Origin of the sequence: Bordetella genomosp. 7 (assembly GCF_002261415.1) — a bacterium.
Classification (GTDB): domain Bacteria; phylum Pseudomonadota; class Gammaproteobacteria; order Burkholderiales; family Burkholderiaceae_B; genus Bordetella_A.
On record NZ_NEVI01000017.1, the window covers coordinates 493,512 to 507,769 of the forward strand.

The following is a 14,258-nucleotide window of genomic DNA, read 5'->3' on the forward strand; positions in this document are numbered from 1 at the left end:
GCTGCGGCGCGATCACGGCAGCGGGGGCGGAAACGCCATGCCCAGCTGCCGCGCCCAGCCCGCCAGCCCTGCCTTGATGTCCGGGCCGATGAGCACCCCCTCGCGCCGCTGGCGCGCCGCGCGCGCCCACGCCGCATCGCCGGGCGCGCGCACCGGACGCGACGGATCGATGGGGCGCGACGCTCGCGTGGCATCGGCCAGCGCCTGCATTTCGTCCAGGAAGGCCTCTTTGCCTGCGAACGCATCCGGGTCGATCACTTGCAGCAGAAAACCCTGGGCTTTCTCGCCCGACAGGCGGCCCAGGCCCGGCAGGCCCAGCGACATGGCGCCCACCAGCATCGCCAGCGCATAGCCCTTGTAGCCATGGGTGACGCCGCCCAGGGGCAGGATGCTGCCCGGCGCGTCGCCGGCCAGCGCGCCAGGATCATCCGTGGCGCAGCCGTGCGCATCCAGCAGGACGGGCCACGGCAGGCGCTCGCCCCTGGCCTGCACTTGCTTTACCTGGCTATTGCTGGTGAGCGACGTGGTGGTGTCGATCAGGATAGGCGTGCCGCGCGTGGGGATGCCCGCCGCGATCGGCTCGCTGGTGACCACCGGATCAAGCCCGCCGAACGGCGCCACCGAACGCACCTTGGTATCGGTGGCCCACAACACGCCCATATAGCCCGCTTCGGTCAGGTCGGGCAGGTACACCTGCAGGGCGCCAATATGCTGGCTGTGGCGCACGGCGACACTGACAATGCCTTGCTGAGGCGCGCGCCGCAGGGCCGCGCGGATGGCCTGGTCCATCACCCAGTGGCCGGGCAGCATGCCGGCATCCCACAGCAGGCAGCCGCCCTTCTCCGACAATTGCCGGATCTGTCCGCGGCGCGCGGTCGCACCCTGCGAGATCTCTTGCAGATAGCGCGGCAGCAGCGCCAGGCCGTGCGTGCTGTGGCCGTACAAGTCCGCGTCCACGACGCGGCGCGCCACCACGGCGGCGATCTCGCTGTCCACGTCCAGCGCCAGCAGGCACCCGCGGGCAAAATCGATCAGCTCAGAATAAGCATGGCGTGCGTCGGGCATGGCGGCTCGGAAAGAGGTCATGCCACGCACTCGCCGCAAGTTTCTGCGGACGCTGCGCGCAACCACTTGGGCTGCGGCGTGGCCGCCAGCAGGCTCTGCGTGTATGCGTGGCGCGGCTGGTTGAAGATGCCTGACGTGGGCCCCTGCTCGACGATGCGGCCCTGCTGCATCACGATGATGCGATCGGCAAAGTGGCGCACCACCGGCAGATCATGGGTAATGAACACGTACGACAACCCCAGGCGCGTTTGCAGGCCGGCAAGCAGCTCGATAATCTGCGCCTGGATCGATACGTCCAGCGCCGAGACCGCTTCGTCGCACACCACCAGGTCGGGTTCGCTGGCCAGGGCCCGCGCGATCGCGATGCGTTGCCGCTGCCCTCCGGAAAACTGGTGCGGATACCGAAGCGCATGCTCGGGCCGCAACCCCACTAGTTCCAGCAGTTCGACCACGCGGTCGCGCCAGCGCTGCCTGGGCAGAATGTCGCCGTGTATCGCCCAGGGTTCCGCGATGATGTCCTGCACCGCCATGCGCGGGTTCATCGACCCGAACGGGTCCTGGAACACCATCTGCACCTTGCGGCGAAACTGCTTCATCTGGCGGGCATCCATGCGGAAAATATCCACGCCATTGAAATAAGCGGCGCCCGAGGTCGCGTCGAACAGGCGCAACAGCATGCGCGCCACGCTCGATTTTCCGGACCCCGACTCGCCGACGATGCCCACCGTTTCGCCGCGGCACACATGGAAGCTGACATCGTCCACGGCCCGCAGCGAACGCCTGGCGCCAAACATGCCCGTGGGCAGCGGGTAGTCCTTCACCAGGTGCTCCACCCGCAACACCGGCTCCTGCGCCAGGCTATGCAGGCGGCGCCGGCCCGCGCCGTCCGGCGCGCCGTGGGGCAGCGCCGACGTAAGCGTACGCGTATAGTCGTGCTGCGGATGCGTGAATACCTGGCGCGCGTCGCCTGCCTCGACCACCTTGCCGCCCTTCATGACGATCACCCGGTCGGCCATCGACGCCGCGACTTCCAGGTCGTGCGTAATCAGTATCAGGGCCATGCCCTGCTCGTGTTGCAGGTCGCGCAGCAAGTCCAGGATCTGCGCCTGCACGCTGACATCCAGCGCCGTGGTCGGCTCGTCGGCGATCAGCACCTGCGGCGAAAGCGCAATCGCCATGGCGATCATCACGCGCTGACGCTGTCCGCCCGAGAACTGGTGCGGATAAAAGTCCACTCTCAGTTCCGGCTCCCGTATGCCCACCCGCCCGAGCAATTCAATCGCCCTGGCGCGCGCCTGCCCGCCGTGCGCGACGCCGTGGCACTGGAACACCTCGGCAATCTGCCGGCCCACGGTATATACCGGATTCAGGTAGGCCAGCGGGTCCTGGAAGATCATTGCAATGCGGCGGCCATTGATCTGCCGGCGCGCCTCGGCGGACAGGCGCGCCAGATCCTGCCCCTGGAACAGGATGCTGCCCGTCACGATGTCGCCCGGCGGACAGTCCACCAGTCCCATCACGGTGCTGGTGCTGACGCTCTTGCCGGAACCGCTTTCCCCAAGAATAACCAGCGTCTCTCCGGCACGCACATGAAACGACACATCGTCCACCGCGCGCACCGGGTCGTCGTCGGACAGGAAATCCACCGTCAGGCCGTCAATGCACAGGATGGGGTGTTCGCGCTCAACGTTGTTCATCGGCTCGCCCTCTTCAGTTTCTGCAGCCGCCAACGCTGCTGCGGGTCGGCCGCGACGCGGGCCCAGCTCGACAGAATGTTCAGCGCCAGCGTGGTCAGCATGATGGCCAGGCCCGGCCAGAACGCAATCCACCAGGCGCTGCCCAGGTACCCGCGGCCATTGGCCACCATCGCGCCCCAGGTGAAGTCCGGCGGCTGTATGCCCAGGCCCAGGAAGCTCAGCGCCGATTCCGCCAGGATGACGGTGGCGAAATCAATGGCCGATATCGTCATCAGTGTGGGCACGACCAGCGGCGCGATATGGCGCAGCAGAATGCGCGCCGAACTCGCGCCCATCGACCGCGCCGCGCTGACGAACATGCGCTCGCGCAGCTCCAGCACTTCGGCGCGCGCGGTGCGCAAGTACACGGGCATGCGTGTAATGGCCAGCACGATCACCAGATTGGTTACGCTGGGTCCCAGCGTGTACAGAACGATCAGCGCCAGCAGCAGCGACGGAAAGCTCATGATGATGTCGGCGCCGCGCTGGATGACGTGGCTGTACCAGCTTTCGGAGTACCCGGCCACCAGCCCCAGCAGGCCCCCTGCCAGCATCGATATAAGAACGGCGGCCGCCGCGATGGCCAGCGTATTGCTCGCCCCCACGACCAGTCGTGCAAGTATGGGGCGCCCCAGCGTGTCGGCGCCCAGCAGATACAGCCATCCGGCGTCCAGGTCGAAGGGCGCCAGGTTGCGTTGGCGCAGCCCCAGCCGGGTGGCGGCATCGCCCATCAGCCAGGGCCCCAGCACGGCGGCCGCGGCCAGCAGCACAAGAAACACGGCGGCAGCCAGCGCCAGCCTGTCGCGCCGCAGGTAGTTCAGCAATATCCGGGCGCGCGCCCCGGCGCTTTCGGAAGCAACAGAAACGGCAGACGAAATGGCAGGCATGCTCAGTACCGGACTCGGGGATCGAGCACCGCATACAGCAGGTCGATCAAGATGTTCAGGATGAAGATGGCGGTGGCTGTTACCAGAATGGTGGACTGCACCACGGCGAAATCGCGCTGGATGATCGAGTCGATCATCAGCTTGCCGATGCCGGGCCAGCCGAACACCGACTCCACAATGACCGCACCATTGACCAGCCCGGTGGCCAGGTCACCCGCCACGGTGATGACGGGCAGCAGCGAGTTGCGCAGGGCATGGCCGAACACGATCGATCGCGGCGCCAGCCCCTTGGCGCGCGCCGTCTTGATGTAGGGCGAAGCCAGCGACGCCAGCATGGTGCCGCGCACCACCTGTACCAGCAGCCCGAACGGGCGCAGCATCAGCACGAAAATCGGCATCACCCAGAATTCCCAGCCGCCCGTGCCCGACGTGGGCAGTATGCCCAGCCCCACCGCAAACACCAGGATGGCGACAATGGCCACCCAGAAGTCGGGCGCGCTGGCGCCTGCCAGCGAGACGACGCTGGCCACCCGGTCGAACACGCCGCGGGGACGCGCGGCCGCCAGCGCGCCCACCACAATGGCCAGCGTCACCGACAGCAGCATGGCCACGGCGGCCAGTTTCAGCGTCTGCGGAAAGGCCTCCAGCGCCACCTGCATGGCCGAGCGATGCTGGCGCATCGATTCGCCGAAGTCGAGCCGCAGCAAATCGGCCAGATAGTGTCCGAACTGCACATACAGCGGCTGGTCCAGTCCGTTGAGCCGTGCGAATGCCGCGCGCGCTTCGGCGGTGGAGTCCAGCGGCAGGTACAGCGCCGACGGGTCGCCGGTCAGGCGCGTCAGGAAAAACACCAGGGTAAGCAGCCCCAGCAGCGAAACAATGCTATAGGACGCCCGTCGTCCCAGGTAATGCAGCATGGTCGGGTCCTTGGCTTGCGGGTAAGGCGGATCGGCGCGCCGCCGCGGCAGCGCGCCGGCACAGCGAACTACTGCCTGAACTGGATATTGGCCAGCGGGATCTCGCTGTTGGTGGTGATGTCGGGCTTCCAATCCAGGCGATTGCCTACGCGGGTATAGCCGAGCATGTGGAACATGGGAATGTCGGGCACGACTTCCGTGCGCATCTCGCGGAAGATCGCCTTGAAGCCGTCTTCGCGCGCCTGCCCGGTGGCCGCCATGGCCGCGTCTATCTGCTGGTCCAGCGCGGGATCGCTCAGCGCGGAATACTGCCCGCTCGACCGATAGAAGATGGGTATGGTGAAGGCCGCATCGCCCTTGTTGTTGTCGTGCATCATCTGCACCAGGTTGGCGCCGCGCTCCGCCGGAAACGGCTTCTGCAAATAGCGTGTCCAGTCGGCCACGTCCAGCATCACCAGCTTGACGTTCAGCCCCACGGCCTGCCACATCGCCATCATGGCCTCCATCGCCTCGGCGCCATTGGGATAGATGCCGTTGCGGCCGATCAGCTTGATTTCGGTATCGACCTTCGTGCCGTCGGCCTTGGCTTGCTCGACGAGCTCGCGCGCCTGGTCGGCGTCGTACTTCCAGGCCGCCAGCTTGTCATTGTGGCCGATGATGCCGGGCACCACCATTTGCGAAGCGCGCTGTATGTCATCGCCGAACAACTGGGCCAGGCCTTCCCAGTCGATCGCCAGGTTCAGCGCCTTGCGGATGCGCACGTCGTCCAGCGGCGGCTGAGTCAGGTCGATGCGGATGGCGGTCGTTTCGGAATTCAGGTACGCGAAATCCGAGTCCGGATTCGTCGCGTCCTGGATCGCGATGGAAGGCGTCAGGTCGGCCTCGCCGGTTTCCACCATGGCCGCGCGTATCGATGACTCCTGCCGCCACACGTAGGTGGCCTTGGTTACCGCCGGCTTCTTGCCCCAATAGCCGTCGAAAGCCTCCACCACCACCGTCTGCGGATTGAAGGTCACCAATTTGAAGGGCCCAGTGCCAACGGGATCGTTCACCGCCTTGTCGACAGGCGTATTGGGCGACACGACCATCACCACGCTCAGCAGCGTGGGAAGAATGGGCGATGGCTGGTCGGACTTGATCTCGACGGTATGCTTATCCAATGCCTTGACTTGCAGCTTGGCATTGCCGAACTTGGCCATGTTGTTGCAAGTGAGCTTGCCGCCCGTCATACGCTCGATGGAATACACCACCGCCTGCGCGTCGAGGTCGGCGCCGTCATGAAACTTCACGCCCTGGCGCACCTTGAAGCGCCAGGTATGCGGATCGATCTGTTCCCAGCTCTCGGCCAGCCTGGGCATCGCCTTGCCCGTCTTTGCATCGATGACGGTAAGGGATTCGGTGATGTTCTGGTTCAGCACCTGGCCCACGTTGGTCATGATGCTGCCGCAGGGTTCCAGGTTGGCCGGTTGTTCCGGCAAAACGATGCGCACCTCGCGGTTGCCCTGTGCCGCGGCCGGGCCAGCCAGCGCGGCCAGGATGGCCGCCGAGGCAAGTGTAGCGATGCCTGCTCGGTTCATGTCTTCCTCCTTGGGGGTTGTGTGCCACAGTCTTGCGCTGTGATGGCCCGGCCGGCGCGAGGGCCGGGCCTGCGGCCCGCCCCTCGCCTGGCGCAGACCCGCTTCAGCCGCCGGCGCGGTCGATCAGCGCCTTCAGCATGTCTATTTCTTGCGGCGTCAGGTTGGTCAGCGGCGCGCGCACGGGGCCGGGGGTATGGCCCACCAGCTGCACACCGGCCTTGATGATGGAAACGGCGTAACCCTTCTGGCGGTCGCGGATTTCGGCGAACGGGAAAAAGAAGCTGTCCAGGATCTGCGCCATGGTCGCCTCGTCGCCGGCGTTCAGGGCGCGATAGAAACGCAGCGCCAGTTCCGGCACGAAGTTGAAGACGGCCGACGAATACGTGCTCAGGCCCAGGCCGTTGAAGCCCTGCGCATACAGTTCGTGAGTCGGCATGCCGCCGATATAGCTCAGCCGCTCGCCCAGGCGCGCGGTGATGTGGCGCACCAGGGCCGTCTGGCCGGTGCCGTCCTTGAAGCCGATCAGGTTGGGGCAGGCGTCGGCCAGCCGCGCAATGGTGTCCGCGTTTGCCACAGAATTGGAGCGGTTGTAGACGATGACGCCCAACCCCGTGGAATCGCACACCGCTTTTACGTGCTGGAAGATGCCTTCCTGCGGAACGTCCATCAGGTAGTGCGGCAACAGCAACAGGCCATCCGCGCCGGCCTGTTCGGCGCGGCGGGCGATATCCTTGGCCAGCTCGGTGCCGTAGCCGCAGCCCGCAATAATCGGCATATTGCCGGCCGCCTCTTTCGCGGCGCGGGTCAGGTCGCCGATTTCCTGTGGCGTAAGCGAGAACATCTCGCCGGTGCCGCCCGCCGCGAACAGCGCGGCCGCGTCAAAGCCCGACAGCCACGCCACGTGTTTCTGGTAGCTGGGCAGGTTCAGGCTGAAGTCATCATTGAAGTGCGTCACCGGAAAAGACAGCAAACCGGACGCGATACGAGCCTTGATTTCTTGGGGGGACATGCTTGCCTCGAAAAGTCATCATATGTATTTCGGACGAATCATATGATGACTTTTCGCGGGCTGTCAATCGCTGTCCGGTGTTTGGGCGGGGCGGCGCGTCAACGCCCGGTAGCGCTGGATGCCTATCAGCAGATGCCGGCGCATGGCGTCGCGGGCGCGATCGACATCGCTTTCGAAGATGGCCTCGGCGATGGCGGCATGCTCGGCCAGGATGGTGTGGTCGCGGTTGGGCAGCGGGTCCACCCCGCCCATCACCGACCGGAACTTCACGCGCGGAATCATGCGGCGGCCGATATGTTCCAGGAAAGTCTTGAAGCGCGTATTGTTGGTGGCCGCGGCAATCGCCATGTGGAAACGGAAATCGGCATCATCGGTGGACTTGCCCTCTGCCATCAGCTGCGCAAAATGGTCCAGCTCGGCCTGGATGGCCGCCTCCTGGGCGGGCGAGCTGCGCGCGGCCGCCAGGCCCGCGGCCTCGACTTCGATGCCGATGCGCAGTTCCAGCTCCTCGATGATGTCCGATATCTTGTCGGTGGCGTGCGAGAACAGCATGAGCGTCTCGCCCGACTGCCGGGGCCCCAGCACGAATACGCCCGCGCCCTGGCGCGATTCCAGCATCCCGTCGGCCCTGAGCGTGGCCACCGCTTCGCGGATCACCGTACGGCTGCATCCGAATTTCTCTACCAGCACCTGTTCGGTGGGCAGCTTGTCGCCCGGCGCGTACATGCCCCCTTCGATGCGGGCGCGTAATTCGTCGGCCACCCGGGAAGAAAGCGTTTTCCGGGGGGTGGATGCGGGGGCGGCGGCTGCCATGCGATTCTCCTGCGGCGACATGCAGGCGATCATACTACTGCGGCGCCACCATCATACGAATAAGGCGCTGCGGCGCCGCACCCGTCGGCGCCCGGCGCAGCGCGCCGCACCCGCTATCTGGCCTGCCCGCGCGCCGCCAGTTCGTTGAACTGCTGGTCCAGTTCGGCCAGCGCATTGTCGATGTGGGCGCGCCGCTCTTTTACCCACGCATCGCTTGCCGCCACGCGCTCGCGGGCCAGCTTGATCATGCGTTGCATCTCGGCCGGCTGGGGGCCGCCCAGGGTGGCGCGGTTTTTCACCAGCGCCACCGGATCCAGCGTGGCGCGGAACTCGGCCTGGCTCATGGGCAGCTCGGCAGGGTAGCCGCTGTCGTGCACCGCCTCGGCATAGATGCGCTGCGCCACGTCATAGGGAAAATCCAGCGGCTTGATGTTGTTGGCCTTGGCATACGACACCACCTCGGAAGCAAAATGGTGCCCCACCCTGAACGGCAGCTTGTACTTGCGCATCAGCACGTCCGCCAGTTCCTGCGAAGCCGTCCAGTCGCTGTTGAGTTCTTCCAGCGCACGCTCGGGGCTGACCACCAGGGCGTTGAGCACGCGGTCCCACTGCTGCAGCACCTGTATGGCGCTGTCCATCATGGCCGAGTTCTGTCGCACGCTCTTGGGGTCGGCCATGCCTGGCGTAATGTTGTGCGTCTGCAGCACCGGCCCCATGGCCAGCGTCAGCGCGGTGGACGCGGCACTGCGCGTGTTGTTCAGCAGCCCCGGGTTGCGCTTCTGCGGCATGGCGCTGGACACGTAAGTATTGCCGCCACCCTCTTGCAGCAAGATCCACGGCCGCGACTGCGCATACTGCGTCATCACGTCCTCGATAAAGTTGCCGGCATGCAGGGCAATGCCGGTGACGATGGACGCGGCTTCCACCGGCTGGTCCATCGATGAAATCTGCGACGCATCGTAGGCGTTGTCCACCAGTGCGGCGAACCCCAGGTATTCGGCCATGCGCTCGCGGTTCAACGGCCAGCTGGTGCCGTTGAGCACCGTAGTACCCATGGGCGAGCGGTCCACGCGGGCATAGGCCTCGCGGATGCGCTGCGCGTCTCGGTCCAGCGCGGCCGCGTGCCCCAGCAGATAGTGGCCATAGCTGTTGGGCTGCGCGGCCACGCCGTTGGTGTAGTTGGGCACCACCGTCTCGGCGTGCTTTTCCGCCAGGTTCACCAGCGTGGTGGATGTGCGGTTGAGCTGGTCGGCAAGCGCCAGCAGCTTGTCGCGCAGAATGGCGCTGCGATAGGTGGCGTGCATGTCCTGGCTGGACCGGCCCGCGTGCAGCAGCGTGATATCGGGGCCGGCGGCTTTGATCAACAGCGGTTCGAAGGTAATGACCGTTGATGGCCGCTTGCCGCCGGGCTGGTTGCCGTCGGCGATGACCTGCGCGACGCCGGCGGCCAGGCGGGGCGCCAGGGCCGGGTCGAGCAGGCCTTCATCGCTGTTGATGACCACAGTGGCCTTGTTGATCTCGCCCAACCAGAAAAACGCATCGCGAGGCGCCTGGCTGGCGGGCGGCGCGTCTGCGGTTTGCGACGATTGCGCGTGTGCGGCGGCTCCGGTGAACGACAGGGCCAGCGCCAGACCCAAGGTAGTCAAAGTGTGTCTCATGGCAGTCTCGTTATAGGTCGGATAAACAGTGTAGCGGCGCAGCCGCCGGCAGACAGAATCGCCTGTGAGCTGCCCAGTGAGCTGCTCACAGCAAGCATATGCATAGCACAAAGTTTTCGTTAGCGACGCGGATCACGCTGCCTAGAATGGTTTGTAGACAGAACTGCCGCCTTCTCTGGGCTGCTCACACTGCTCGAAACCGGGCCGCCCGCAGACCAAGCCAATGAACGACACCGACAACTCTCCCGCGAACGCCGCTGCCTGCGTCACGCTCAGCCATGGCGACGACGCCTACCGGCGGCTGCGCAGCGATGTCATCGCATGCCGCCTGCCGCCGGGAGTGATCGTCACCGAGCCCGAGCTCATGGCGGCCTACGACATCCGCAAATCCAGCTGCCGCATCGCGCTCACCCGCCTGGCGCACGAGGGCTTTGTGCGTTCGCGGCCGCGCAAGGGCTATCAGATCACCCCCATTACGCTGCGCGACGTAGAAGAAGTGTTCCAGCTGCGTGCGCAGATCGAGCCGCTGGCCGCGCGCCTGGCCGTGGGGCGCGTAGATCTCGATACGTTGCGCACGCTGGAGGCCGCCTGCCGCGTCCCCCATCCGGTTCTGCACCTGAACGACCAGATCGACGTTTTCATGGACGCCAACAAGGCCTTTCACCTGGAAATCGCCAAGGCCTGCGGCAACGAGCGGCTGCATCGCATGCTGGCCGGCCTGCTGGACGAGATGTCGCGCCTGGTGGCGCTGGGCTTCGGCGTGCAGAAGACCAAGCCGGAAATCAAGCACGACCACAACGCCATGATCGACGCCTTTGCCGAAGGCGATGCCCGTCGCGTCGAAACCATTGCGCGTCGCCATATCGAGACCTTCCAGGCCATGACGCTGGACAAGCTGTATGCCAGCCTGGCCGAGACGGGCGCGGCCATTCCGGTCCAGAACCCCGGGAGCTGGCGATGACGGCCGGCCTCACCATCGCGCCCGGCGCGGCGACGGCCGCCCTGCGGGTAGATCACGTCTCTCATCACTTCGGCAGCCTGGAAGTGCTGCGCGATGTGTCTTTTTCCATCAGGCCGGGCGAAATCGTTGCCCTGCTGGGCGCATCGGGATGCGGCAAGAGCACGCTGCTGAACCTGGTGGCCGGGCTCGAATCCCTGCAGCAAGGCGGCATAGGGCTGCCGCCGTCGGCGTCGCTGGGCTACATGTTCCAGGAAGACCGGCTGCTGCCGTGGCTGAACGTGCGCGACAACGTGGCGTTTGGCCTGGAAGCATCGCGGCTGCCGCTGCGGCAGCGTCGCCAGCGCGCGCTGGATACCCTGGCGCTGGTCGGCCTGGACGGCTTTGCGCAGGCCTGGCCGCACGAGCTGTCCGGGGGCATGCGCAGCCGGGCGGCGCTGGCCCGCACGCTGGTGATGCGGCCCGACCTTCTGCTGATGGACGAACCGTTCTCCAAGCTCGATCCGCAGACTCGCACGCAAATGCACGATGAACTGCTGCGTATCCAGGCGGCCCAGCACACCACCATCCTGTTCGTGACGCACGACGTGGAAGAAGCCGTGGTGCTGGCCGACCGCATCGTGTTGCTGGCGCCGCGGCCCGGCCGCATCCGCGAGGTGATGGCGCCGGCGCTGCCGCGTCCGCGCCATGCCACTGACCCGGGCGTGGCGGAAACCGTGCGACAACTTCGCCTCAAGGTACAGACATGAGCGGCCGCCCCACGACCTTGCCTGCGCCGGTGGCGCGCCCCGGCCGCACGCCTCGACTGAAGGGCTGGCCTCGCCTGCTGCTGTGGCGCGCGCTGCTCCTGGCGGTTTTCCTGGCATGCTGGTACGCCGCGGCCAGCCGCACGCCGGCGTTCATCCTGCCCGGCCCCGACAAAGTCTGGCAGGCGCTGCTGGGCCTGATGAGCGCAGAGCGCTTCGGGCACGACGTCGGCATGACCATGTACCGCGTGGTGATGGGCTTTGTGCTGGCGGCGGCGGTCGGCACGCCGCTGGGGCTGGCGCTGGGCGCGAGCCGCGTGCTGGCCGAAGTTTTCGAGCCCGTGCTTGCCGTGCTGAACACGGTGTCTTCGGCGATATGGGCGATATTCGCCATTATCTGGTTCGGCATCTCGGACGCCACCACCATCTTCGTGGTGTTCATGACGGCCATGCCGCTGATCCTGACCAATGTCTGGCAGGGCGCGCGCAATGTCGACAAGCAGCTCATCGACCTGGCTCGTTCACTGCGGCTGTCGCGCGCGCGCATCCTGCTGCGCATCCACCTGCCGTCGATACTGCCCTATTTCTTCTCGGGCGCCCGCCTGGCCTTCGGCTTTGGCTGGCGAGTCAGCCTGGTGGCCGAAACGCTTGGCGCCTCGGACGGCATCGGATACCGCCTGCGCCAGGCCGCCGACCTGGTCCAGACCGACCAGGTGTTCGCTTGGACGCTGCTGCTGGTGGTGCTGATGCTCGTGCTGGAAGGCGGCATCCTCAAACCCCTGGAACGACATTTGTTCCGCTGGAAACCCAACTGATCTTCACGGAGTCACATATGTTCCTGCGTACATTAATGCGGGCCGCCACCGGCCTGGCCGCGCTTGCCATTACCGCCGCCGCGCCGGCCGCCCACGCCGCCGACAAGGTGCGCATCGGCTACTGGAGCAGCGGCGTCAGCCTGGGCTACGGCTCGGTGCTGGAAGCCACCGACTTCTTCCGGCAGCGCAATCTCGATATCGAGTTCGTACGTTTCCCCGACGTCAACGCGCCGCTGCGGGCCCTGGCTTCGAACTCCATCGACCTGGCGTTCGGCGCGCCTGCCGCTGGGGTGTTCAGCAGCGTGGCCGAAGGGGTGCCCATCAAGGTATACGCCGCCACACAGCCCGCCGACGTGCAGTTCGTCGTTCCCGAAGATTCCGATATCAAGACCATCGACCAGTTCCGCGGCAAGAAAGTCGGCATGTCGCCCGCGGGCAGTTCTGTGGCGGCAATCGCCGGTGCCATCCTGGCCGGCAACCATGGCATCGGCCTCAATGATTTTTCGCTGGTGGGCGGCAACGAATCGCGCCTGGTGCAGTTCCTGGCGCAGCGCCAGGTCGACGCGGCGGCCCTGCGTTCGGTCACTCTTGCTCAACTGGACGAGCTGAAGGTGCGCAGGCTGGGGTCGTTCGCCCAGGAATGGCAGCGGCTGACTCAATCGGACTCCGTGCCCTACATCGGCATTGGCGCCGTGCGCAGCGACTTCATCGCCGAGCAACCCGAAGTGGTCGCCCGCGTGATCGCGGCGCTGCGGGACGCGGTGCAATGGGGCGGCGCGCATCCCGGTGAAGTGGCCGCCATCCTGCAGAAATCCGCCAACCTGCCGGCCGCCGACGCGCGCGCCTACGCCGAACAGTGGACCAACATGTATCGCGTGGCCTTCGAGCCCGCCGACATCGCCACTCTGAAACGCCAGCACGAAGTCTTTGCTTCCAGCGGCCTGATCAAAGGCGAGCTGGACGCCTCGCTGTTCGTGACCGGCCCCTACGAACAGTCCAAATCCCTGCATTGAACCTGAACCCTATCCATCCAAAGGAACATCGAAGATGAGCAAGACCATGAAAGCCCTGGTGCTGACCGAGCATGGCGGCCTGGACCGCCTCGCCGTTGTCACCGACAAACCGGTGCCCGCCGTCACTCCCGGCCACGTGGTGATCCGCGTCAAGGCCTCGTCGTTCAACTACCACGACGTCTTCACGGTACAGGGCATGCCCGGCATCAAGGTGCCGCTGCCTGTAGTCATCGGGCTGGACATGGCCGGCGAGATCGCCGAAGTGGGCCCCGAAGTGGACGGCTGGAAAGCGGGCGACCGCGTACTGGTCAATCCGCTGAACAAATCGCGCGGCCTGATGGGCGAAATGCTCGACGGGGGCATGGCCGAGTACTGCCTGGTGTCCCAGGACCAGTTGATCGCCCTGCCCGACGGCGTGGACTACGACGACGCCGCCGCATTGCCCGTCGCCTACGGCACGGCCCACCGCATGCTGGTCACGCACAACACCGTGAAGGCCGGCGACAAGGTCCTGATCCTGGGTGCCAGCGGCGGCGTGGGCACGGCCTGCGTGGTGCTGGCCAAACTGCTCGGCGCCGAGGTCATCGCGTGCGCCGGCAGCGATTCCAAGCTCCAGGCCCTGCAGGCGCTGGGCGCGGACCATCTCGTCAACTATCGCGAAACCGACTTCTCGAAGTGGGCCATCGGCCAGTACGGCAAGCCCCAGCGCCGCAACTATGAAGGCGGGGTGGACGTGGTCATCAACTTCACGGGCGGCGATACCTGGGTGCCCTCGCTCAAGTGCATCAAGCGCGGCGGCACCCTGCTGGTGTGCGGCGCCACCGCCGGCCACGCTCCCGCCGAAGACCTGCGCTACGTGTGGAGCTTCGAGCTCAACATCAAGGGCTCCAACAGCTTCTACGACGACAACCTCAAGGCCCTGCTCGACCTGATCGCCCAGAACCGCATCAAGCCGCTGATCGATCGCCGCGTGCCGCTGGAGCAGGCCGCCGACGGCCTGGCGCTGATCCGCGACCGCGAAGTGCTGGGCAAAGTCATCGTCAACCCCTGAACCGGATACCAAT

At 66.0% G+C, this 14,258-nt stretch carries 13 protein-coding genes; 5 read left to right on the plus strand and 8 right to left on the minus strand.

The features are described from left to right. Positions 1 to 12 precede the first annotated feature (12 nt). From CAL18_RS14105 to CAL18_RS14140, 8 genes are all read right to left on the minus strand, one after another. The gene (locus CAL18_RS14105) at positions 13 to 1,086 is read right to left on the minus strand and encodes an Ldh family oxidoreductase (protein WP_094797121.1); all 1,074 of its coding nucleotides are present in this window, start codon (positions 1,084 to 1,086) and stop codon (positions 13 to 15) included. Then, complete coding sequence (locus CAL18_RS14110; protein WP_094818094.1) at positions 1,083 to 2,762, minus strand: ABC transporter ATP-binding protein; 1,680 nt, start codon at positions 2,760 to 2,762, stop codon at positions 1,083 to 1,085. The genes CAL18_RS14105 and CAL18_RS14110 overlap by 4 nt, the downstream gene beginning before the upstream one ends. After that, entirely contained in the window at positions 2,759 to 3,688 is a 930-nt protein-coding gene (locus tag CAL18_RS14115; protein ID WP_038852039.1) for an ABC transporter permease, read from the minus strand. Before CAL18_RS14115 ends, CAL18_RS14110 begins: the two co-directional genes overlap by 4 nt. Positions 3,689 to 3,690: 2 nt before the next feature. Continuing rightward, positions 3,691 to 4,605, minus strand: coding sequence for an ABC transporter permease (locus CAL18_RS14120; protein WP_094797123.1), 915 nt, complete (start codon positions 4,603 to 4,605; stop codon positions 3,691 to 3,693). Between the two features lie 68 nt (positions 4,606 to 4,673). Continuing rightward, positions 4,674 to 6,182 (minus strand): ABC transporter substrate-binding protein, encoded by a 1,509-nt coding sequence (locus CAL18_RS14125; protein WP_094818095.1) that lies wholly within the window; start codon positions 6,180 to 6,182, stop codon positions 4,674 to 4,676. A 103-nt stretch (positions 6,183 to 6,285) separates the two neighbouring features. Further along, positions 6,286 to 7,191, minus strand: coding sequence for a 5-dehydro-4-deoxyglucarate dehydratase (gene kdgD, locus CAL18_RS14130; RefSeq protein ID WP_026638685.1), 906 nt, complete (start codon positions 7,189 to 7,191; stop codon positions 6,286 to 6,288). Between the two features lie 63 nt (positions 7,192 to 7,254). Then, the gene (locus CAL18_RS14135; protein WP_026638686.1) at positions 7,255 to 8,004 is read right to left on the minus strand and encodes a FadR/GntR family transcriptional regulator; all 750 of its coding nucleotides are present in this window, start codon (positions 8,002 to 8,004) and stop codon (positions 7,255 to 7,257) included. Positions 8,005 to 8,117: 113 nt separating this feature from the next. Beyond that, positions 8,118 to 9,662, minus strand: coding sequence for an argininosuccinate lyase (locus CAL18_RS14140; RefSeq protein ID WP_026638687.1), 1,545 nt, complete (start codon positions 9,660 to 9,662; stop codon positions 8,118 to 8,120). Positions 9,663 to 9,885: 223 nt separating this feature from the next. Between CAL18_RS14140 and CAL18_RS14145 the strand changes: the two genes are divergently transcribed. The 5 genes from CAL18_RS14145 to CAL18_RS14165 are packed head-to-tail and all read left to right on the plus strand — an operon-like array spanning position 9,886 to position 14,245. Continuing rightward, complete coding sequence (locus tag CAL18_RS14145; RefSeq protein ID WP_026638688.1) at positions 9,886 to 10,623, plus strand: GntR family transcriptional regulator; 738 nt, start codon at positions 9,886 to 9,888, stop codon at positions 10,621 to 10,623. Next, positions 10,620 to 11,369, plus strand: a complete 750-nt coding sequence (locus CAL18_RS14150; protein WP_026638689.1) for an ABC transporter ATP-binding protein — start codon at positions 10,620 to 10,622, stop codon at positions 11,367 to 11,369. The genes CAL18_RS14145 and CAL18_RS14150 overlap by 4 nt, the downstream gene beginning before the upstream one ends. After that, positions 11,366 to 12,181 carry an ABC transporter permease gene (locus CAL18_RS14155; RefSeq protein ID WP_026638690.1) on the plus strand — a complete coding sequence of 272 codons (816 nt, stop codon included), beginning with the start codon at positions 11,366 to 11,368 and terminating at the stop codon, positions 12,179 to 12,181. Before CAL18_RS14150 ends, CAL18_RS14155 begins: the two co-directional genes overlap by 4 nt. 17 nt (positions 12,182 to 12,198) lie before the next feature. Further along, the gene (locus CAL18_RS14160; protein WP_197022073.1) at positions 12,199 to 13,194 is read left to right on the plus strand and encodes an ABC transporter substrate-binding protein; all 996 of its coding nucleotides are present in this window, start codon (positions 12,199 to 12,201) and stop codon (positions 13,192 to 13,194) included. Positions 13,195 to 13,240: 46 nt separating this feature from the next. Further along, a complete protein-coding gene (locus tag CAL18_RS14165; protein ID WP_197022074.1) occupies positions 13,241 to 14,245 on the plus strand; it encodes a zinc-binding dehydrogenase in 1,005 nt (334 codons plus the stop codon). The last annotated feature ends 13 nt before the right edge of the window (positions 14,246 to 14,258 follow it).

Coding starts and splice junctions, on each gene's coding strand:
- CAL18_RS14140 (WP_026638687.1), bottom strand. CDS start 9,662: ATGAGACACACTTTGACTACCTTGGGTCTGGCGCTGGCCCTGTCGTTC.
- CAL18_RS14120 (WP_094797123.1), bottom strand. CDS start 4,605: ATGCTGCATTACCTGGGACGACGGGCGTCCTATAGCATTGTTTCGCTG.
- CAL18_RS14135 (WP_026638686.1), bottom strand. CDS start 8,004: ATGGCAGCCGCCGCCCCCGCATCCACCCCCCGGAAAACGCTTTCTTCC.
- CAL18_RS14165 (WP_197022074.1), top strand. CDS start 13,241: ATGAAAGCCCTGGTGCTGACCGAGCATGGCGGCCTGGACCGCCTCGCC.
- CAL18_RS14125 (WP_094818095.1), bottom strand. CDS start 6,182: ATGAACCGAGCAGGCATCGCTACACTTGCCTCGGCGGCCATCCTGGCC.
- CAL18_RS14150 (WP_026638689.1), top strand. CDS start 10,620: ATGACGGCCGGCCTCACCATCGCGCCCGGCGCGGCGACGGCCGCCCTG.
- CAL18_RS14105 (WP_094797121.1), bottom strand. CDS start 1,086: ATGACCTCTTTCCGAGCCGCCATGCCCGACGCACGCCATGCTTATTCT.
- CAL18_RS14160 (WP_197022073.1), top strand. CDS start 12,199: ATGTTCCTGCGTACATTAATGCGGGCCGCCACCGGCCTGGCCGCGCTT.
- CAL18_RS14145 (WP_026638688.1), top strand. CDS start 9,886: ATGAACGACACCGACAACTCTCCCGCGAACGCCGCTGCCTGCGTCACG.
- CAL18_RS14115 (WP_038852039.1), bottom strand. CDS start 3,688: ATGCCTGCCATTTCGTCTGCCGTTTCTGTTGCTTCCGAAAGCGCCGGG.
- CAL18_RS14110 (WP_094818094.1), bottom strand. CDS start 2,762: ATGAACAACGTTGAGCGCGAACACCCCATCCTGTGCATTGACGGCCTG.
- kdgD (WP_026638685.1), bottom strand. CDS start 7,191: ATGTCCCCCCAAGAAATCAAGGCTCGTATCGCGTCCGGTTTGCTGTCT.
- CAL18_RS14155 (WP_026638690.1), top strand. CDS start 11,366: ATGAGCGGCCGCCCCACGACCTTGCCTGCGCCGGTGGCGCGCCCCGGC.